Source organism: Streptomyces sp. H27-C3, from assembly GCF_030063415.1.
Classification (GTDB): domain Bacteria; phylum Actinomycetota; class Actinomycetes; order Streptomycetales; family Streptomycetaceae; genus Streptomyces.
In genome coordinates this window covers 21,755-41,093 of the sequence record NZ_JASITA010000041.1, presented here as the reverse complement: position 1 = coordinate 41,093, position 19,339 = coordinate 21,755, and the positions used below count along the sequence as shown (strand labels likewise).

Annotated in this window: 18 protein-coding genes; 7 read left to right on the top strand and 11 right to left on the bottom strand. The window is 71.4% G+C overall.

All coding sequences use genetic code 11. The features are described 5' to 3' along the window. Positions 1 to 2: 2 nt before the first annotated feature. From QMK30_RS30970 to QMK30_RS30950, 5 genes are all read right to left on the bottom strand, one after another. Positions 3 to 953, bottom strand: coding sequence for a hypothetical protein (locus QMK30_RS30970; RefSeq protein WP_283521647.1), 951 nt, complete (start codon positions 951 to 953; stop codon positions 3 to 5). 406 nt (positions 954 to 1,359) lie between these two features. After that, positions 1,360 to 2,886: a hypothetical protein gene (locus QMK30_RS30965; protein WP_283521646.1), complete on the bottom strand. Its 1,527-nt coding sequence runs from the start codon at positions 2,884 to 2,886 to the stop codon at positions 1,360 to 1,362. A gap of 139 nt (positions 2,887 to 3,025) precedes the next feature. Continuing rightward, on the bottom strand, positions 3,026 to 3,751 hold the full coding sequence (locus tag QMK30_RS30960; RefSeq protein ID WP_283521645.1) for a GntR family transcriptional regulator: 726 nt from the start codon (positions 3,749 to 3,751) through the stop codon (positions 3,026 to 3,028). A 254-nt stretch (positions 3,752 to 4,005) separates the two neighbouring features. Then, entirely contained in the window at positions 4,006 to 5,424 is a 1,419-nt protein-coding gene (locus QMK30_RS30955) for a HEAT repeat domain-containing protein (protein ID WP_283521644.1), read from the bottom strand. Between the two features lie 258 nt (positions 5,425 to 5,682). Next, complete coding sequence (locus QMK30_RS30950) at positions 5,683 to 6,075, bottom strand: ankyrin repeat domain-containing protein (protein WP_283521643.1); 393 nt, start codon at positions 6,073 to 6,075, stop codon at positions 5,683 to 5,685. A gap of 263 nt (positions 6,076 to 6,338) precedes the next feature. Here QMK30_RS30950 and QMK30_RS30945 point away from each other — a divergent pair, with 263 nt between their 5' ends. Then, positions 6,339 to 6,533: a hypothetical protein gene (locus QMK30_RS30945; protein WP_018534760.1), complete on the top strand. Its 195-nt coding sequence runs from the start codon at positions 6,339 to 6,341 to the stop codon at positions 6,531 to 6,533. 38 nt (positions 6,534 to 6,571) lie between these two features. Beyond that, the gene (locus QMK30_RS30940; RefSeq protein WP_283521642.1) at positions 6,572 to 8,206 is read left to right on the top strand and encodes a hypothetical protein; all 1,635 of its coding nucleotides are present in this window, start codon (positions 6,572 to 6,574) and stop codon (positions 8,204 to 8,206) included. Positions 8,207 to 8,230: 24 nt separating this feature from the next. Here QMK30_RS30940 and QMK30_RS30935 read toward each other — a convergent pair whose 3' ends face one another. Next, on the bottom strand, positions 8,231 to 9,730 hold the full coding sequence (locus QMK30_RS30935) for an SCO1417 family PLP biosynthesis transcription factor (RefSeq protein ID WP_283521641.1): 1,500 nt from the start codon (positions 9,728 to 9,730) through the stop codon (positions 8,231 to 8,233). A 101-nt stretch (positions 9,731 to 9,831) separates the two neighbouring features. Here QMK30_RS30935 and yczE point away from each other — a divergent pair, with 101 nt between their 5' ends. From yczE to QMK30_RS30915, 4 genes are all read left to right on the top strand, one after another. After that, positions 9,832 to 10,479 (top strand): membrane protein YczE, encoded by a 648-nt coding sequence (yczE, locus tag QMK30_RS30930; protein ID WP_283521640.1) that lies wholly within the window; start codon positions 9,832 to 9,834, stop codon positions 10,477 to 10,479. After that, positions 10,476 to 11,240, top strand: coding sequence for a glycerophosphodiester phosphodiesterase family protein (locus QMK30_RS30925; protein ID WP_283521639.1), 765 nt, complete (start codon positions 10,476 to 10,478; stop codon positions 11,238 to 11,240). Before yczE ends, QMK30_RS30925 begins: the two co-directional genes overlap by 4 nt. A 50-nt stretch (positions 11,241 to 11,290) precedes the next feature. Then, a complete protein-coding gene (locus tag QMK30_RS30920; RefSeq protein WP_283521638.1) occupies positions 11,291 to 12,700 on the top strand; it encodes an MFS transporter in 1,410 nt (469 codons plus the stop codon). Between the two features lie 256 nt (positions 12,701 to 12,956). Beyond that, complete coding sequence (locus QMK30_RS30915) at positions 12,957 to 13,331, top strand: RNA polymerase-binding protein RbpA (RefSeq protein ID WP_136206772.1); 375 nt, start codon at positions 12,957 to 12,959, stop codon at positions 13,329 to 13,331. A 112-nt stretch (positions 13,332 to 13,443) separates the two neighbouring features. Here the strand turns inward: QMK30_RS30915 and fxsA are convergent, their stop codons facing one another. From fxsA to QMK30_RS30895, 4 genes are all read right to left on the bottom strand, one after another. Next, positions 13,444 to 14,043, bottom strand: a complete 600-nt coding sequence (gene fxsA / locus QMK30_RS30910; protein ID WP_283521637.1) for an FxsA family membrane protein — start codon at positions 14,041 to 14,043, stop codon at positions 13,444 to 13,446. 47 nt (positions 14,044 to 14,090) lie between these two features. Then, positions 14,091 to 14,858, bottom strand: a complete 768-nt coding sequence (locus QMK30_RS30905) for a polyprenol monophosphomannose synthase (RefSeq protein ID WP_283521636.1) — start codon at positions 14,856 to 14,858, stop codon at positions 14,091 to 14,093. A 510-nt stretch (positions 14,859 to 15,368) separates the two neighbouring features. Next, positions 15,369 to 17,009: an amidohydrolase gene (locus QMK30_RS30900; RefSeq protein ID WP_283521635.1), complete on the bottom strand. Its 1,641-nt coding sequence runs from the start codon at positions 17,007 to 17,009 to the stop codon at positions 15,369 to 15,371. A gap of 44 nt (positions 17,010 to 17,053) precedes the next feature. Then, positions 17,054 to 17,494 (bottom strand): Lrp/AsnC family transcriptional regulator, encoded by a 441-nt coding sequence (locus tag QMK30_RS30895; protein WP_283521634.1) that lies wholly within the window; start codon positions 17,492 to 17,494, stop codon positions 17,054 to 17,056. A 205-nt stretch (positions 17,495 to 17,699) separates the two neighbouring features. Between QMK30_RS30895 and QMK30_RS30890 the strand changes: the two genes are divergently transcribed. Next, positions 17,700 to 18,095 (top strand): hypothetical protein, encoded by a 396-nt coding sequence (locus tag QMK30_RS30890; RefSeq protein WP_283521633.1) that lies wholly within the window; start codon positions 17,700 to 17,702, stop codon positions 18,093 to 18,095. Between the two features lie 2 nt (positions 18,096 to 18,097). Here QMK30_RS30890 and QMK30_RS30885 read toward each other — a convergent pair whose 3' ends face one another. Beyond that, positions 18,098 to 19,198: a phosphotransferase family protein gene (locus QMK30_RS30885; RefSeq protein WP_283521632.1), complete on the bottom strand. Its 1,101-nt coding sequence runs from the start codon at positions 19,196 to 19,198 to the stop codon at positions 18,098 to 18,100. Positions 19,199 to 19,339 lie beyond the last annotated feature (141 nt).

Genomic DNA, 19,339 nt, shown 5'->3' with positions numbered 1-19,339 from the left:
GATCAGTTATGGAAGGGCAGGCCGGCGTCGGCGGTCAGTTCCAGGTCGTCGGCGTCGGAGGGCGGCACAAGCGTCGCGCTGCCGTCGGTCACCGGCACCACACCCAAGTCCAGGAGCTCGGCCATGGCGGCGCTGCCCGCCATGTCGCGGACCTGCAACTGGTAGCGCGCGGTGGTGCGGTACGCCCCGCCCGCGTCGTCACCGGTGCGCTGCAGGAAGCCGGAGTCGGTGAGGAAGGCGACGGCCTTGCCGATGATGCCGGTGGTGGAACCGGCCAGCCGCCGCGCGTCCTTGGTGGCGCCGGTCGCACTGCGGCGTGCGTATATCCGCCAGGCCGCTTCGAGGCCGGGGGTTTCGGTGGCCGGGTCGGTGTTCTCGCCGTGCTCCTCGGCCTGCTCCTCCAGGCGGCGGCAGGCCTGGCGGACGAAGGCATCAACACCGTTGACCGTGATGCGGCCGATGTAACCGTCGTCGGCCAGGTCCTCGGGGCGGGGGAAGGCCAGGGCGGCGACGGCCAGGTGGGCGAGGCCGTGGAGGAACCGGTCGGCCGATTCGGCGGAGGCGCGCCGGGCGTAGTCCCCCATGCGCACCGCGAATACGGAGTCCTCGCCGGCCGATACGGCCATGCCCGCGCGCGTGGAGACTTCGAGGACGATGAGCCCGAGCCCGGTCGCGACGGCGTCGGCGAGCCGGGCGAAGGCGGGCTCCTCGCGGTAGCGGCGCAGCAGGTCGGCGTACTCGGCGTCACGTGCGGGCAGTAGCTTGGGCTGCAGCCCGAAGGACACGAGCCGCGCGGCGTCGGCGGCGTCGGCGGGGGTGACAGCGCCGCTCCCGGCGGGCATGGCCCCGTGCGTGGATGCCTCGGCCGGGTCGACTGCCGTGGCTCCTTCGGCGGCGGCCTCGGAGCCTCGCTCGCTCCACGCTCCGGCGTGCTCTGCGTGGTGGTCGCTCACGACTGCTGCTCCTTGCTGCGGAAGGTCTGGGGTGCGGGACGGTGGCGGACAGGCGGTCGGTCCGCGCACGAGCCGTGCGCGGCGCCGCGGCCTGCCCGCGCTCTCGCGCCGGCCGATGTCATCGGCGCAGCAGCCGAATTGGGCGCGACCGTGCGGTCCGAAGCCGGGGTGGGCGAAGCCAGCCCCGGCCAAACCGGGGTGGGCGAAGCCAGCGTGGCCGGAGCCGCCCCGGTCGAAGCCGGCGTGGCCAAAGCCAGCCTTGGCGAAGCCAGCGTGATCGAAACTGCCCTGGGCGAAATGGAGGTGCGCGAAGCCGGGGTGCGCGAAGCCGGGGTGCGCGAAGGGCCGTCAGCCGACGCCCTCCCTGGCGAAACCGGGGTGCTCGGAAGGCCTGCGGTCGAAGCCGTCATGCCGCCTCCTTGCGGTCGGCGGTCATGGCGACCGAGTCCAGCAGGGCCGTGCCCACGATCAGGTCGGCGCCGCCGAACTCCGGGTCGTCCAGCTCGGTCCCGTCGTCGACGGAGAACAGCAGCCGCTTCTCGCCCTGCCGGTAGGCGGTACCGACCGGTGGGCTCGCCGCGTGGACCGCGAGCAGCGCGACGAGGTACGGGAGGTCGGGATCGCGGAGCCGGGCGTCGGCCAGCAGGCCCGACAGCCTGCGCGGTACGTCGTGCGGAAGGTCGAGCAACTCCATGGCGCTCGCGAGCTGCTCCTCGCTGAACCGGCTGTCGTCGGGGGTGGCGATCAGCTCGGGCTCGGGCATCTCGGCGCCCAGATGCTCCCGCTCCACCGTCGGCGTCAGCAGTATGTCGACCAGGTCCCCGACCCGGACCGCCACCGGAGTGCGCAGCCCGGTGCCCGCGGTGAAGAACGCGTCGGTGATCCGGATCGCCTGCTCGACGGGGAGCGGCAGCAGTGGGGCGAGCAGCTGCCCGTACAGGTCGAGTCCGACCCGCGCGGTGGGCGTGGCGAAGGCCTGCCGGTCCTGCTCGGCACGGAACAGAGGGCCGGCCTCCAAGAGTCGCGACTGGAGCTGCGTGTGCCGGCGGATGCAGTCCTTGACGATGTCGACGAGTTCGGCGGCGCGGCGCTTGTGCTCGGGGTCCTCGGCCTCGTCGCGGGCCTTGCGGATGTTGGTCAGGATGGCGTTCTCATGGCGGTACCGGTCGGCGATGTGGTCCAGCGCCTCGACAATCATGTCCGGTACGGCATTGAGCCAGTCCACGGCGCGCACATTGCGCCGGGTCGCCTCCAGGGTCCTGCGGAGCGTCTCGGCGTACTGCACGGTCCGGTAGCGGGCCTGCTCGGCGGCGAGCTGGGCGTCGGCCAGCCTGCCCCGGCTGATCAGCACTTCGAGCTTCACCTCGGCGGCGATCTGGGCACTGGTGACGTCGGTGTCGAGGGCGCCCACCAGGACGTTGACCGCTTCGTCGGTGGTCCGCAGGTAGACGCTGCCGCCGTAGCCCGGGACCTCCTCGATGAGCTTGAAGTCGTAATCCCTGCGCACATAGGCACCGTCGGGGCCGAATGTGCCGTAGACGGCGCGGAAGCCGCGGTCCACGCTTCCGACGTTGATCAGGTTCTCCAGGACCCAGCGCGCGACGCGCTCGTGCTCGGCGAGCGGGCGTCGGGGGGACTGGGCAGCGACGCGGGGCAGCAGTCTGGCCACTATCTGCTCGTGGTCCGCGCCCGTGTCGAAGTCCATATTGAGCGTCACGAGGTCGATCGCGGCGAGCGCGACCTCCGCCATCGCGTAGACCGAGTACTCACCGGCGAGGTTCGCCTTGCGCACGTCGAGATCGTGCAGCGGCGCCGTGCAGGCGAGCGCACGGAGGCGCCGCGCGAGCCCCTCGTCGGCGGCCGGGCCCAGGGCGGGCCGCGGCCCCGCGCTGAGCTGGGGCGGAACGAATTCCGTCGATGCAGGCGAAGTCACGTGGCACAGATTAGGTCCTCACACTGACAACGGTCGAAACGGCGCAGAAGCGACCCCTCGCGCGGGACCCGGACAAGGCGGCTCAGCCACCCGGCCCACCGCGGTGTCCGCGCGCCAAACTTGCGCGCCGGCCTGCGTCTCAGCCGCTGCGCCCGTTGCTCCGCCCGCCCCCCTCGATGCGCCGTGCGTACACCTCTACGAGCTGATTGCGCGAGTCGTCGAAGTACGCGTCGAGCAGGCGTTCACCGGCCGCCTTGTCCCCGGCCCGCAGCACTTCCACAATCTGGCGGTTCCGTACGAGATAGGGCTCGTGCAGCAGGCACGGATCGGCCACCAGGTGGAAGGCGAGGCACAGTTCGGCCAGGACACTGCGCATCAGTTCGTCGGTGCGCGGGCTGTCGGCGAGCGCGACGAGTTCGCGGTGGAAGTGGATATTGGCCGTGGCCACGCCCTTCCAGTCCTTCTTCCGTGCCGCCCGTTCGCCGTCCGTGACCGCCGAGTCCAGCCTGTCCAGGGTGAACGGCGGCTCGCCCAGGCCCCGCACGACCGCGCACTCGATCAGCCGTCGGATGCGGTAGACGTCCTCGACGTCCTCGACGGCGAGAACCCTGACGAAGACCCCACGGTTGAGCTCGTGAACCAGCAGCCGCTCGTGAGTCAGCAGTCGGAAGGCCTCGCGGAGGGTGTTGCGCGAGACCCCCAGGGCGCCGCCGATGCTGTCCTCCGACAACCGGGTGCCCGGCTGGAAGAAACCCTCCGCGATGCGGCTGCGCAGGATGTCGGCGACCCGCTCGGCCGTGCTGGTGCGTCCCAGCAGTGGGCGGTCTTCCGCCAGTCCGCCCACTTCGGCCCCACTCGTTGCCACGTGGTGTCCCGCCCCTTCTGTTCCCCGGCCGCCCCCGGAGTGTCCCCGGCTTCACAGAAATGCTCTTGAAGTGAATCGCAGATACCGGAACGAGACAACAGGACTCTTGGAGGATCGTTCAACGACACTGCGCCTGGCCCGCGGCCTGCACGAGGGACGTACGGATCGTTCAGGGATGTCCGAACCGTTGAGAGGTTTTCCGACCGTCGAGAGACGCGCGATGGGCTTCGGGCCCCCGCGCCCGTCGCCTCCGCTCAGAGAGCCGGCGCGTCGGGCCCGATCCTGCTGCGTACCGCGGTCTGCACCTCGGCCTCCTCGGCCGGGTCGGCGGCGAGCCGCCGCAGTCTGTCCGCCACGCGCGCGTCGGCGGTCTCGGCGTGCAGCGCAGCGACTTCCCTGGTGGTCTCCTCGCAGTCCCACAGGCACTCGACGGCGAAGCCGGTGGCGTACGAGGGGTCGGTGGCGGCCAGGGCGCGGGCGGCGCGGCCCCGCAGGTGCGAGGAGGCGGTCTCCCGGTAGACGTGGCGCAGCACGGGAGCGGCCGAGCAGATGCCGAGCCGGCCCGCCCCGTCGACGAGAGTCCACAGGAGCGGCGCGTCGGGCCCGCCCGACCGTACGGTCTCCCTCAGCGCACCGAGCACCAGCGGGGCGTCCTGCGCCCCGCCACGGCACGCGAGCACGCCCGCCGCCGATGCCCCGAGGGCGTCAGGGCGGTGGACCCACCCGCGGGCCCGGTCCACCGCGGCGGCGCCGCACATCCGCTCGAAAGAGGCGACGGCGGCGTCCGCGACAGTGCGTGAGGGGCTCTGCGCGGCGGCTTCGATCAGGTCGAGGACCGCGGGGTCCTGTGACTCGGCGAGGTAGTGCAGCGCTGTACTGCGCGCCCCGTCCTCACCACTGAGCGCCGCTGTGACGATCGCGGCCCGGTCGGCGGGTCCTGCCACGGCGGTCAGGCACCTGGCGGCCGGTACGTGCAGCGGCGTGCCGCGGTCGAGGCCCTGCTGGGCCCAGTCGAAGACGGCCTGGACGCTCCAGCCGGGCCGGGGCCCGGTGGGCCGCATCTGCCGCTGCCAGCGGTCGAAGGATCCCTGCTCGCCGGCCGCCCGGACCCGGGCACCGACCGCTTCGCGCGGGTCCCGTGCCCACAGCCGCCAGGGCCTGGGCTCGAAGGCGTCCCGGACCGCGGTGGCCAGTTCGGCCTCACCCCGCGGGCTGCCGGGGAATCTGGCGAGAACGGGGATGGCGAGTTGGCGCAGTCCCGCGTCGTCGTCGCGCAGCGCGAGCTCGTCGAGGGCCCAGGTCCAATTGGAGCCGGTCCTGGCGTACTGCCGCAGCAGCGCCAGGGCGTCCTCCCTGCCGTACGAGGCGAGGTGGCCGAGCACGGCGAGCGCCAGTCCGGTCCTGGACTCGTCGGTGTCGACGAGATCCACGGTGTCGAAGAGGTGCTGCTCGATCTCTTCGAGTCCGCCGTCGAGGTCCACGTACAGGCGTGCGTAGTAGAGGGAGCGGTTCTCGACCTGCCAGTCGTGGCGGGGGTCGTCGAGCACGCAATGGTTGAGGGCGGCGAGTGCTTCGGGGCGGGGGGCGGCGAGCGCGTGCAGCGTCCCGTCGCCACGGCCCCTCTGCAGGAGGCCGAGGAGCGTGCCGCTCGGCGCTATGACTGGATCGAACATGGAAAATGCCTCACATCAAGCTGTCGACGCAACCGGGAAACGTGCCGTGCCTAGGCCGCGCGACAACATGTTCGACAGTCCGCCGTCATTTCTTGCCTGGTGTAGACCATCTTCCTCTGCCCTTCGTCGCTGAGGCCCGGTGCGGGCCCTCTCACATCCCCCGTGGTTCGGCATCTTCTGCCCGTACACCGCGCATGTGATTCCGACGTCATGATGACCCACCCATTTCGCCACCGCGACCACATTTACGGCGCCCGGTCACTGGGCCCGGAACAGCTCCAACAGGTCCTTCTTGTCGAACATGCGTGCAGTGTCCACCGCGGACGGCGTTCCGGCGGCCGGATCGGCACCGCCGGCGAGGAGCGCGCGGATCACCGTGTCCTCCCCCTTGAAGACCGCGCCGGCGAGCGGCGTCTGGCCCCGGTCGTTGGCCCGGTCGGCGTCGGCGCCCCGGGCGAGCAGCGCCTCGACCGCCTGAGCGTGACCGTGGTACGCGGCCAGCATCAGCAGGGAGTCACCCCGGTCGTTGGTGAGATTCGCGGGCACGCCCGCGTCGACGTACGCGGCGAGCGCCTCGGTCTCGCCCCGGCGGGCCAGGTCGAAGATCTTGGTAGCCAGCTCGACCACCTCGGGCTCCGGGGTTTCGCTCATCGGACGGACCGCCTTTCACTGCCGTTCACTGCCGTGACCTGTACGTACGGCAGCAGCGCCGTACGAGTGAATCGTCAGGGTACTGCCCGTCGGACGACATGACCCGACCCGGCAGTGGCAAAGATCACCGCAGGCGGACCCCTCTCCGCCACTCCAGTGAAAAAGCCCATAAATAACCCATTTGCACCTTTTGCCGTATAGATACATGCTGTGAGCCTGGAAGAACTCATGGTGACTGTCCCCCTCAACCAGGAGATCCCCTCATGATCCTGTCCATCTCAGGCGTCGTGCTGCTCGGAATCATCGTCTTCCTCTTCTTCCGGAAAGACGGACTCAAGGCATCCCACGCCCTCGTCTGCGCACTCTTCGGCTTCTACCTCGCGGGCACCGCCATCGCCCCGAGCATCAAGGCCGGGGGCGCCAGCCTCGCCAGCCTTTTGGGCGGGATCAAGTTCTGACCTGCCGTCCCTCGCTTCCACACCATCAGGAGACCGAAGTGGTCCGGCGTCCACTCCCCCGCATTCTGAGCAGCGGCAGTGCCTCGATCGTCCGCAGCCGCGAGATCGCGCGCACCGCAGCCGACAGCGCCACCGACGTTCTCCACCCGCTGATCACGATCACCCGTGGCCTGCGTCAGCTGGCCGCGGCAGGCCGGCTGAAGTGGGCCGGTACGCCCAAGGAACGGCGCGGTCCCGCGCTGTTCCTGGTGGCGGCCATCGTCCTGGTGGTCGCGCTCATCCCGTACGGGCCGCTGCTCGCCCTGATCACGGTGATGGCCGCGGCCGCCTGGAAGGGCCGGGACCGTACTCCGGTGCACACCGGCCCCGACCCGGCCGAGACACAGCGGCTCCAGTCCCTGTATGAGGCCCTGTTGCCGTACTTCTCGGTGCCCGAGGACCCCAGTCCGCTGTTCTCCCACGGCGGCGACTGGGCCACGGCGTTCGGCGACCACGCCTTCGACGACGACGGCAGGCTCGTCCGGCTCGTGCTGCGCTACCCCGCGTACTTCACCGACGGCGAGCCCCTGTCCCGGGCCCGCATCGAACAGCTGCTGCACGCCAAGTCGGGCCGCGGCCGTGAGTACCACTTCGCCTGGGACGAGGAGGGCAACCAGCTGGCCATGACGGTGCTCGACGCGCTTCCCACCACCATCGCGGCCCAGCGGTTCGTCACGTCCCCCGGCGAGACCGTACTGGGCTTCACCGACGCCGACGCGGTCCAGCGGACCATGCCGGTCACCGACGGCGGCGAGTCCCGTGACGCTCCCCCGGTCGTCTGGCGGACGGGGGCGCGCTCGACCGAGCCGCACCTGCTCGTCGTCGGGCAGCCGGGGAGCGGCACGACCAGCCTGCTGCGCTCCATCACGCTGCAGGCCCTCCAGTACGGCGACGTACTGATCATCGAGGGCAGCGGCACCGGAGAGTACGCCTGCCTGACCGGGCGCACGGGCGTACTGGCCGTCGAGTGCGGCCTCTCCGGGGCGCTGGCCAGCCTGGAGTGGGCGGCGCACGAGACCGAACGGCGCCTCATCTCCGCCAACCGGGCCCGCCAGGCCGGCCATCCCGCGCCCGAGGACACCAAGCGTCCGCTGTGGATCCTGCTGGACCGGCCGAGCGTCTTCGGCCATCTGGCGGCGGCCGACGGACGCACCGACCCGCAGCAGCTCCTCCAGGTGCCGCTGCGGCACGGCAGGGCGGCGAATGTGACGGTGGTCGTGGCGGAGCAGTTCGACGCCTTGGACGCCCTCAGCGAGCCGGTGCGCTCGCACACCCGGGCGCGGGCCGTGCTCGGACCCGCCGCCCCGGAGCTGCTGGAGGAAGTGCTGGGCGAGCCGCCGCACACGACAGCGACCCGGGACAACCCGCCGGGCCGCGGCTACGCGCGACTGGGCACCGGGCCGGTCCTGCGGCTCCAGGCCCCGGCCACGCCCGACCCGTACGACGACGCGACGAGCGAGGCGCACCGCCGGGCCGTGCTCGACCTGCTCCCGGAGCGCCAGGTGCCGCCGGAGGCACAGGCCGAGGCGCCTGCGCAGGCGCAGCCCCAGGGACAGCCCGAGGCACTGCCCGAGGTGCAGCCCCAGGCCCAGGCCCCTGAGGCGACCCAGGAGCCGGTGCCCGCGGAGGGCTGACGCCCTCGGGGCACCGCCGGTCCGTCAGGCGACGAAGGTCCGCGGGGCCTCGGAACCGGAGCTGGCTCCGGACTCGACCAGCCTCGCGGCCGCCGCCAGCCGCACAGCGGCCTCCAACGCCACGGGGCCGCCCACGGTGAACGGCAGCCTGACATACCCCTCGAAGGCTCCGTCGACCCCGAAGCGCGGTCCGGACGGCACCCGGACCCCCACCCGCTCGCCCAACTCGGCGAGCCGCGAACCGGACAGCCCACCGGTACGGACCCATAGCGTCAGCCCACCGCGCGGGACGTCGAACTCCCAGTCGGGCAGCTCCGTGCCGAGCGCGGCTACGAGCGCGTCCCGGTTCTCCCTGGCCTGGTCGCGGCGGATGTCGACGGCCTGCGACCAGCCCCCGGTGCTCATCAGCCAGTTGACGGCGAGCTGCTCGAGGACGGGCGTGCCGAGGTCGGCGTACGCGCGGGCCGCCACCAGGCTGCGGATCACATCGGGCGAGGCCCGCACCCACCCGATGCGCATCCCCGCCCAGAAGGCCTTGCTCGCCGACCCCACGGTGAGCACCGTGCTGCCCGCCGGGTCGAAGGCACAGACCGGGCGCGGCATCTCCAGGTCCGGGTCCAGGCAGAGTTCCGACATGGTCTCGTCGACCACCAGGACGGTGCCGGCCGAACGGGCCGCGTCGACGAGCGCCCGCCGCTGATCCTCGTCGGCCAGGGCGCCGGTCGGGTTGTGGAAGTCGGCGACGACGTACGCGAGCCTGGGCGCGGCGTCGCGCAGCACCTGCCGCCACCGGGGCAGGTCCCAGCCCGCCAGCCCGTCGGCCATCGCGACGGGCACCAGACGGGCACCGGCCTCGCGCATGAGCTGAAGGATGTTCGCGTACGAGGGCGACTCCACGGCGATGCGCTCGCCGCGGCCCGCGAAGAGGTGGCAGATCGCGTCGATCGCTCCCATCGCGCCGGTGGTCACCATGATCTGTTCGGGCATGGTGGGGATGCCGCGCTCGGTGTAGCGGTCGGCGAGCGTCTGGCGGAGCGCGGGCAGGCCGGCCGGATAGTCGCCGTGCGTGTGGGCGTACGGCGGCAGCTCCTCCAGGGCGCCCTGGACGGCCCGGGTGAGCCACGGTTCGGGTGCGGGCAGCGCGGCGCAGCCGAGGTCGATCATCGAGCCGAGCGACTCCGGGGGCAGAGGCTCAAGGCCGCGCGCGGGCAGTGGGTTGCCCGCGGGAACGGCGGTCCAGCTGCCCGCTCCGCGGCGCGACTCCAGGAAGCCCTCGGCGCGCAGGGACTCGTAGGCTGCTGCGACAGTGGTCCGGCTGACGGCCAGCGCCACGGCGAGCTCCCGCTCGGCGGGAAGCCGCGCGGCGACCGGCACGCGTCCTTCGAGGACAAGCAGCCTTATGCCGTCGGCCAGCGCGCGGTAGGCCGGCGGCTTGCGGGTGCCGGGACCCGCCGGGCGGGACTGCTGGGCATTGAGCTGCCGGGCGAGCTGAGCCGCACCAACCGCTGAGGTCCACTGCACCATATCTACCGGTCCACCTAACCCGAATTGGCCCTGGAATGCTTATTCTGCCAAGCCACAGAGTGTCATGTGTCGGTCCACCACCACCACATAGGGGGCAATCCTTGTCCAGGGAACTCACCCGTCGGCTGTCGCAGCTGTACATCGGTCTCGCGCTGTACGGGGTGAGTTCGGCGCTGCTTGTACGCGCGGGTCTCGGTCTGGAGCCGTGGGGCGTCCTGCATCAGGGGCTGGCCGAGCGGACCGGCCTGACCATCGGCGTGGTGTCGATCATCGTCGGCGCCGCGGTGCTGCTCCTGTGGATACCTCTCCGACAGCTTCCGGGCCTGGGCACCGTTTCCAACGTCGTGGTGATCGGTGTAGCGATGGACGGCACGCTCGCCCTCGTCCCGGATGTGCACGGCCTCGGCTGGCAGATCCCGCTGATGCTCTTCGGTATCGTGCTCAACGGTGTGGCGACCGGGCTCTACATCGCCGCCCGCTTCGGCCCCGGGCCGCGCGACGGGCTGATGACCGGGCTGCACCGGCTCACCGGCCGCTCCATCAGGCTGGTCCGCACCGCGATCGAGGTCGCCGTCGTCGCCACCGGCTTCGCCCTGGGCGGCTCGCTCGGCGTCGGCACCGTCGCCTATGCCCTGGCCATCGGACCGCTCGCCCAGTTCTTCCTGAAGCTCTTCGCCGTCCCCTCACCGGAGCCGGAACGCACAGTCGTCGCCGACGGCACATCGGAAGGAGCGATACTTCCCGGGTGAACCGAGTACGCCACCCCTATCTGGACCACCCCACACCGATCGCCTTCGCCCATCGCGGAGGGGCGGCCGACGGCCTGGAGAACACCGCGGCCGCCTTCCGGCGCGCCGGAAGAGCCGGATTCCGCTACTTCGAGACCGATGTGCACGCCACGGCGGACGGCCGTCTCGTCGTCCTCCACGACGCGACCCTGGACCGCGTGACCGACGCGGACGGGCGCATAGCCGCGCTCCCGTGGAGCCGGGTGAGGCACGCGCGCGTGGCGGGAACCGAGCCGCTGCCTCTCTTCGAGGAGTTGCTGGAGGAGTTTCCCGAGGCCCGCTGGAACGTGGACGTCAAGGCCGAGCGGGCCCTGGGTCCGCTGATCGAGCTGGTACGCAGGACCGACGCCTGGGACCGGGTGTGCGTCGGGTCGTTCAGCGAGGGCCGGTTGGCCAGGGCGCAGCGCCTGGCGGGCCCCCGCCTCGCCACCTCGTACGGCACCACGGGAATCCTCGGACTGTGGCTGCGCGCGCACAAGATCCCCGCCACCCTGCGCCGCGGCGCCGTGTGCGCACAGGTCCCTGAGGTCCAGAACGGCATCAGGGTGGTCGACCGGCGCTTCGTGAGAACCGCGCACGCACTGGGCCTGCAGGTCCATGTCTGGACGGTCAACGAGCCCGAGCGAATGGCGGCGCTCCTCGATCTCGGGGTGGATGGCATCATGACGGATCGCACAGAGACGTTGCGCACGGTATTGACCGAGCGGGGTGCCTGGACCTGAACCCCGCCCGCCCGTGGCCCGCATCGGCACGGGACGAGCAAGGGGGCGCGGTGAGCGCTGACACCGTGGACCGGACCGGTGGGCCGGAAGGATCCGACGGAACCGGCGGAGCGCATGGGGCGGGCGAAGCAGGTGGGTCGGCCGCCGCCCGTAAGCGTGAACAGCACGGCTGGTACTTCTACGACTTCGCGTGCTCCGTCTACTCGACGAGCGTGCTCACGGTGTTCCTCGGCCCGTATCTGACGTCGATCGCCAAGGCCGCCGCGGACGCCGAGGGTTTCGTCCATCCGCTGGGCATCCCGGTGCGCGCGGGCTCGGTCTTCGCGTACGCCGTGTCCATCTCCGTGGTGCTGGCCGTGCTGGTCATGCCACTGGCGGGCGCGGTCGCGGACCGTACCGGTTGCAAAAAGCCACTACTCGCGGTCGCCGCGTACCTGGGATCGGCCGCGACGGCGGGCATGTTCTTCCTCAACGGGGACCGCTACCTGCTGGGCGCCGGGCTGCTGATCGTCGCCAACGCCTCGCTGTCCGTGTCGATGATGCTCTACAACGCCTACCTCCCCCAGATCGCCGGGCCCGAGGAGCGGGACAGGGTCTCCTCCCGGGGCTGGGCCTTCGGATATACGTCCGGCGCCTTCGTCCTTGTCCTCAACCTCGTCCTCTACTCGGGACACGAGAGTTTCGGGATCTCGGAGGGGACCGCGGTACGGATCTGCCTGGCCTCGGCCGGTGTCTGGTGGGGCGCCTTCACGCTCGTACCGCTGCGGCGGCTGCGCGACCGGCGGGTGCGGCAGGCGGATCCGGCGGCCGGCCGGGTCGGCGCTGGCTGGCGTCAGCTGATCGCCACGCTCAAGGACATGCGCCGCCATCCGCTGACGCTGTCCTTCCTGCTCGCCTATCTGGTTTACAACGACGGGATCCAGACCGTGATTTCCCAGGCCTCGATCTACGGGTCCGAGGAGCTGGAACTCGACCAGACCACCCTCATCACGGCGATCCTGCTGGTGCAGGTGCTCGCGGTGGCAGGCGCGCTCGGCCTGGGCCGACTGGCCCAGCGGTTCGGAGCCAAGCGCACCATCCTCGGCTCGCTCGGAGCGTGGACCGTGACGATCGGCGCGGGTTACTTCCTGCCCGCCGGATCACCGGTCTGGTTCTACTTCCTGGCCTCGGCGATCGGCCTGGTGCTGGGCGGCAGCCAGGCCCTTTCCCGCTCCCTCTTCTCCCATTTGGTGCCGCGAGGCAAGGAGGCGGAATACTTCTCGGCCTACGAGTTGAGCGACCGGGGCATGAGCTGGCTGGGGCCGCTGGTCTTCGGGCTCACGTACCAGTTGACCGGCAGTTATCGCGATGCGATCGTCTCGCTCGTGATCTTCTTCGCGGTGGGTTTCGTGCTGCTCCTGCGGGTACCCGTACGGCGGGCCGTGGAGGCGGCGGGAAACCCCGTGCCGACGCGAATTTAGGCCTTGAAGTGAAAGGCCGGTAGTGTACGCCTTTGACCTGCCAGGCGGACCGTTACTGCGCGCTCAGATACCAACAACGCTGGGTGACATTCTGTTGCCAGAGGTGACAAACCGGGCACTGGTGGGTACAACAAGGGGCGGCACGCCCGGCGACGCATGACCGGCAACGGGAATCTTTACCGACGACCGGACGTTGACCGGATGACGACGACAGCGACACCTGTCCTGTGGGCGACAAGCCCGGGAGGCACGATTCATGAGTGAGCGAGCTCTCCGCGGCACGCGACTCGTGGTTACCAGCTACGAGACGGACCGCGGCATCGATCTGGCCCCGCGCCAGGCGGTGGAGTACGCATGCCCGAACGGACATCGATTTGAGATGCCGTTCTCGGTTGAGGCAGAAATTCCGCCGGAGTGGGAGTGCAAGGCGTGCGGCGCCCAGGCACTCCTTGTAGACGGCGACGGGCCTGAGGAGAAGAAGGGCAAGCCCGCGCGTACGCACTGGGACATGCTCATGGAAAGGCGCACCCGCGAGGAACTTGAAGAGGTTCTGGCCGAAAGGCTGGCGGTACTGCGTTCAGGCGCCATGAACATTGCGGTGCATCCGCGGGACAGCCGCAAGTCCGCGTAGCGCCTCGGCGCTACGCCCAACGGCAGTCAGCACAACAAGCAGTCGCACAACAGCAGTAGGCACCACACAAGAGCCGGGCCCTGAAGCCACTGGAGCAGGTGGCGCCCCCGCCTCAGGAGGTGAGCGGCGGCCTGGGGCCCTCGTCGCGGCGCGGCGCGGGCGAGCCGTCCTCCCTGATGACCTCGCCGTGGATGACCTCGCCCGGGACGACTTTTCCGTCGGGGCGGTGGATACGGGCCTGCTGGAAGGCGTTGCCCAGGCTGCCGGGGCCGGCCGCGCTCATCCGGCGCTCCAGCGACCGCTCCGCGAAGCGGCTCAGGAACGAGCGGACGGGCGGCAGGAGACACACCAGGCCGGCCACGTCCGACAGGAGCCCCGGCAGCATCAGCAGCAGGCCGGCGAGCATCAGGAAGCCGTTGCCCCTGCTGCTGCCCCGCTCCTCCCTGCCCTCTTCGGGCGTCTCGCCCGACTGCTGGCGCTGGAGTGTCTCGGTGAGGTTGCGGAAGGCGCGGCGGCCGGCCCGCTTGATGACCACGGCGCCGAACACGGCGCCGGCGACCAGCAGCAGGAAGACCGCGAGTCGGCCTGCGGCGGATGCCACGACGGTCAACAGCCAGATTTCGAGCACCAGCCAGGCCGCGATGCCCAGCGGCACGAAGGTACGCGCGCGTGAGCGCTTGGGAACTGTCGGGGGCGGTGAGCCGGTCGTCATGCCCCCCAGTGTGCCTGGGCGGGCGCCTGGACGGCGTAAAGACAAGATCAGGAGGGCTTGCGCCCGAGCAGCTTGTTCGCCCGGGAGCCGACGCCCCACGCCGTCACCCGCCACAGCGCCTCGACGACGATGTCACGGCTCATCTTGCTGTCGCCCAGCTCGCGCTCGACGAAGGTGATGGGCACCTCGACCACGTTGTAGCCGGCTTCGACCGTGCGGCGGGCGAGGTCCACCTGGAAGCAGTAGCCCTGGGAGGCGACTTCCTCGAAGCCGAGCCCGACCAGCGTCTCGGCGCGAAAGGCCCGGAAGCCGCCCGTGACGTCCCTGATCGGGACACCGAGGAGCATGCGCGAGTACGTGCTACCGCCGCGGGAGAGCATCTCGCGGGACTTGGGCCAGTTGACAACGCGGCCGCCCGGCACCCAGCGCGAGCCGAGGACCAAGTCTGCGCCCTTGAGCGCGGTCAGCAGCCGGGGCAGTTCCTCGGGCTGGTGCGAGCCGTCGGCGTCCATCTCCACCAGGACGCCGTATTCCTGCTCGATGCCCCAGCGGAAGCCCGCCAGATAGGCCGCGCCGAGCCCCTCCTTGCCCTTGCGGTGCAGGATGTGGACCTGGTCGTCGGCCGCCGCGAGCTCGTCGGCGACCTTCCCGGTGCCGTCGGGGCTGTTGTCGTCCGCGACGAGAACGTGCGCGTCGGGCACCGCGGACCGGACCCGGGAGACGATCGGCTTGATGTTCTCGGCCTCGTTGTAGGTCGGAATGATGACCAGGACTCTGCCGAGCGGGCCGTAACGCCTCTGACCGCCGTCGTTCACTACTGCCCCTTAATGTCGTGCACAGGGGGACCACCATAGCGAGCATGCCCGGTCGCCCCCGCACGACCGTGCTCCGGGGTGTCTGGCCGAGTGCCAAGTCGTTTCTGCGGATCGGGGCCCGGCGTCCTTCGGGCCGACCTGGGACCCGCTGGCTGCGGGTCGACCGAAAGCCGTTGTCTACTGAACGTCCGGGCCCCACCCGGGTACCACCCGCCGACCTGCTGAAACCTTCCCTCGCCCCGAGGCGCGGGCGCTGAACCTGGCTCCGGATGCGGGTGCGCCGGTGCGGCACACCGCCCCCATGACCCAGCGGCGTTCGACGACTGCGTGGAGGTTCGGCGGTCGGACGTCCTACGGTGGACCCGGCCGAACCTACCCGTGCATGGCCGCTTTCTGTCAACAGCCGCCCGACCTGCGGGTTTGGGTCAAATCACCAGGTCAGTGCGGAAGGTGGCCAAGTGGCACGAGAGCCTTCGGGAACACCGATCGGCCGTATCGGGCCCGCACACGTCACTCGTTCGGTCGCAGGAAAACTGTTTGTCCGAAGACCACCGTCCGCAGACAGACGGGGAGTTCGGCGCCGGGAGTGAGGTCCGGCAGCCCCGGCGTTCCCGAGCGCGGATCGGTCGACCAGCGGGCGACCCTGTCGTCCGGCGTCTGCACCACGAGCTGGTCGGTGCGCCACAGGGCGTAGTCGGCGGGGGCGCCGGGCACCAGGGTGCCCGCGTCGTCCCGGCCGATCGCCCGCCAGCCGCCGCGTGTATGGGCGGCGAAGGCGGCGCGTACCGAGATCCGGTGCTCGGGTGTGCGGTGGAAGGCCGCTGCGCGCAGCGTGCCCCACGGGTCGAGGGGGGTGACGGGGCTGTCGGAGCCGAAGGCCAGCGGCACGCCCGCGCGCAGCAGGGCGGCGTAGGGGTTGAGCGTACGGGCCCGCTCGGCGCCCAGACGCCCCGCGTACATGCCGTCGGAGCCGCCCCAGGCCGCGTCGAAGGCGGGCTGCACGGAGGCGGTGAGGCCCAGTTCGGCGAAGGCGGCGATGGTGGCGGGGGTGAGCATCTCGGCGTGCTCGACGCGGTGGCGGGCGCCGCGCACCCGGGCCGCGCCGAGCCGTTCGGCCGCCGCGCGCACCCCGTCGACGACGGAGCCGACCGCGGCGTCCCCGATGGCGTGGAAGCCCGCCTGGAGCCCGGCCTCGGTACAGGCCGTCACATGGGCGGCGACGGCCGCCACGTCGAGGTGGGCGGCGCCGGTGTGGGGCGCGTCGGCGTAGGGCTCGTTCAGGCAGGCGGTGTGCGAGCCGAGGGAGCCGTCGACGAAGAGGTCGCCGGCCGCGCCGATGGCGCCGAGTTCGCGGATGCGGCGGGCGTCCTTGGCGTCGGCCACCTGCTCGGCCCAGTAGCCGAAGACCCGCGGTCCCGGCTCCTCGGCAGCGAGCTTCAGCAGGCCGGTGAAGTCCTCCTCGTCGGAGATGTCCGGCCCGCCGCACTCGTGGACGGAGCCGATGCCGAGCGAGGCGGCCCTGGCGAGCGCCGCGCGCTGCGCCTCGGCCCGCTGGCGCGGGGTGATCGCCCCGTGGGCGGCCGCGCGCACCGCGTGGTGGGCCGCGCCGGTGAGCGGGCCGTCCGGGTGGTAGCCCGGCATCCGGGTGACCCCGGGCACCAGGTCGAGCAGCCCGGTGCTGACGACGGCCGAGTGGACGTCGATCCGGGGCAGGTACAGCGGCCGGCCGCCCGCCGCTCCGTCGAGCTCGGCGCGCGAGGGGTGGCGCTGCTCGGGCCAGCGCGTGGCGTCCCAGCCGTGCCCGAGGACGACCTGCCCGTCCGGGCGGGCGGCGGTGTGGACCCCTACCAGCTCCAGGGCCTCGGTGAGCGACCGCGCCGCGGACAGGTCGAGGCCGGTGAGCGCGAGGCCGGTGGACGTGGTGTGCACGTGCGCGTCCGTGAACGCCGGGGTGACCAGGGCCCCTTCGAGATCGATCACCTCGTCGACCCCTGCGGCGAAGGCGTCGGCCGCCCCCTCGGAGCCCACCCAGGCGATGTGCCCCCGCTCGACGACCATCGCGGTGGCGAACGGGTCGGCGGGGCTGTGGACGTCTCCACCGCGCAGCAGCACGGTGCGGTGTTGGGCCCCAGGGGCGTTGTGCTCGGTCATGGTGACCAGTCTCGCCCCTCGCGCGGGGTGTTCTGCCCGCGGGGTCAGAGCTGCGGGGGGCGCGCCTCGTACGGGGTGGACAGGACCACGGTGGTACGGGTGGAGACCCCGGCGAGGGAGCGGATCCGGGTCAGTAGGTGCTCCAGTTCGAGGGGGGTGGCGACCCGCACCTTGAGGATGTAGTTCTCGTCGCCGGCAACGCTGTGGCAGGCCTCGATCTCGTCGACCACGGCGAGCCGCTCCGCGATGTCGTCGGGGGCACTGGGGTCGAACGGTTTCGCCGAGATGAAGGCGGTGAGCGGCAGACCGACGGCCTCGGGGTCGACCACGGCGGCGTAGCCGCGGATGACGCCCCGCTGCTCCAGCCTGCGCACGCGTTGGTGCACGGCCGAGGTGGACAGGCCGGTGGCCTTGCCCAGGTCGGTGTAGCTCATCCGCCCGTCCTTGACGAGCAAATCCACGATCTGACGATCCAGCTCCTCCATAGCGGATCAACCTATGGCCCCGGAGGGCTTCCGGCACAGCCGGAGGCGGTCCGCGGGGGCACCTGCGGCGGGCATGTGACGAAGACCACAGAGTTATGGCCGTGTCCACCGGGCCTGGGCGGTTACCGCGCGAGCGCGGCGGGAAGTGCTTGCTGTGGTCGAGGTCGCAGTCCCTTTGTCGGCCCACCTGAGGGGGAGAATTTTCATGCAGAAGCTGAAGCGCACCGGACGTACCGAACCGGAGTCCGTCGAATCCGTCGATGAGGACGAGTTCGACGACTACGACACCTTCGAGATGTACCGGGTGATCTGCCCGGACTGCACCCAGCCCATCGCGTTGCTCGCGGACGAGACCGTCCTGCCGGAACACGCGAAGTGCCCCACCCCGTGGAACCCGTTCGGGCTCACGGCGTGCACCGGCACCGGCCGGCCGTCGTCGGACGCCAAGCCCGCCGACGCGTCCCTGGACGCGCAGGAGCAGGAGACCGCACTGCTGCTGACGCTCCCCCAGGGACTGGACTGGCGGACGCAGCCCTTCTCGCACGTCGGCGGTCAGGGCTCGCGCCCGCTCAAGACGGCTCAGCTGCGGCGCGCCGCCTGACCTCAGCCGGCACTCCAGTACGTCCCACGCACCATCGCGTCGAGTGACGCCCGGTGCAGGATCATGGTGTCCGGGTCCGCGGGGACCCGGACCTCACCGAAGTGCACCTGCCGGTAGCCGATGCGCAGCATCAGGACGGCGTGCCGCAGGGCGGCGTACAGCGTGTGGAACTCCATGTTCCGGGGTGTGTGGCCGGTGAGTTCGGCGTAGCGGCGCTCGATGTCGTCCCGCCGCAGGAAGCCCGGCAGGCCCGGCTGTCCCAGGGACTCGGTCAGGTCCTGGAAGAAGCGGTGCAGATAGACCGTCCAGGCCAGGTCGAGTTCGCGGGGGCCGTAGGACGCCATCTCCCAGTCGAGTACGGCCGTGGGCTCGAAGCCGTCGTAAATGATGTTGCCTATACGGGCGTCGCCCCAGCTCAGCACGGCCGGTGCGGACTCGTCGGGCCAGTGCTTCTCCAGCCAGCCGAAGGCCGACTCAATGAGGGGTGAGCGGGCGACGCCGTCCACCACCCAGGCGTAGTAGGCACGTTGGGCCTCGACATGGCGGCGCAGCGGGCTGCCCGATCCTGGCGGCAGCAGGAACCGCGCCTCCTTCGCCGGGAATTGGTCGTGCAGCCGCGCGAGGACGGTGAGCGTGGCGTCCTGGAGCCGGGCACGCTCGGTGTCGGTGGCGGAGTGGAGCCAGTTGCCCTCGTACGTGTAGGGCATGACGTCGGGCGGCACGCGCCCCTCGGCCCGCTCCATGACGAAGAAGGGCGCGCCGAGCGGGCCGGGGTCCTCCTCCAGCCACAGGGCGCGCGGCACGGGGACGCCGGTGTGCTCGGCGACGAGGCTCATGACGCGATGCTGGCGGGCCATGTCGTAGACCGGGAAGACGGCGTACGCCGCCGGGTCCGCGGCCAGCCGCAGGGCGCAGCGGGGCGCCGGGGCCGACGGGTGGTCGAGGTCGAAGAGCAGGGTCTCGCTGGACATGCCGTTGGAGGCGGGGGCGTGGACGCCGGTGACGCGCGCGCCGGGCAGGCGGCCGGCGAACCAGGCGGTCAGGCGGCGGCCGATTTCCTCGGGGTCGCGGGTGGTGGTGCGGGGGCGAGGTGCCGTGGTCATGGCGGTACTCCCGTCTGCGGGGCGTTCGGGTCGTCGGAGGGGGCGCGGCCCGGCGGATCTCCCGGCGGCGGCCCGAGCATGTGTGCGTGCGCCGAGCGGGCGTGTGCATGTGTGCGTGCGTGAGCGTGCGCCGGATGCCGG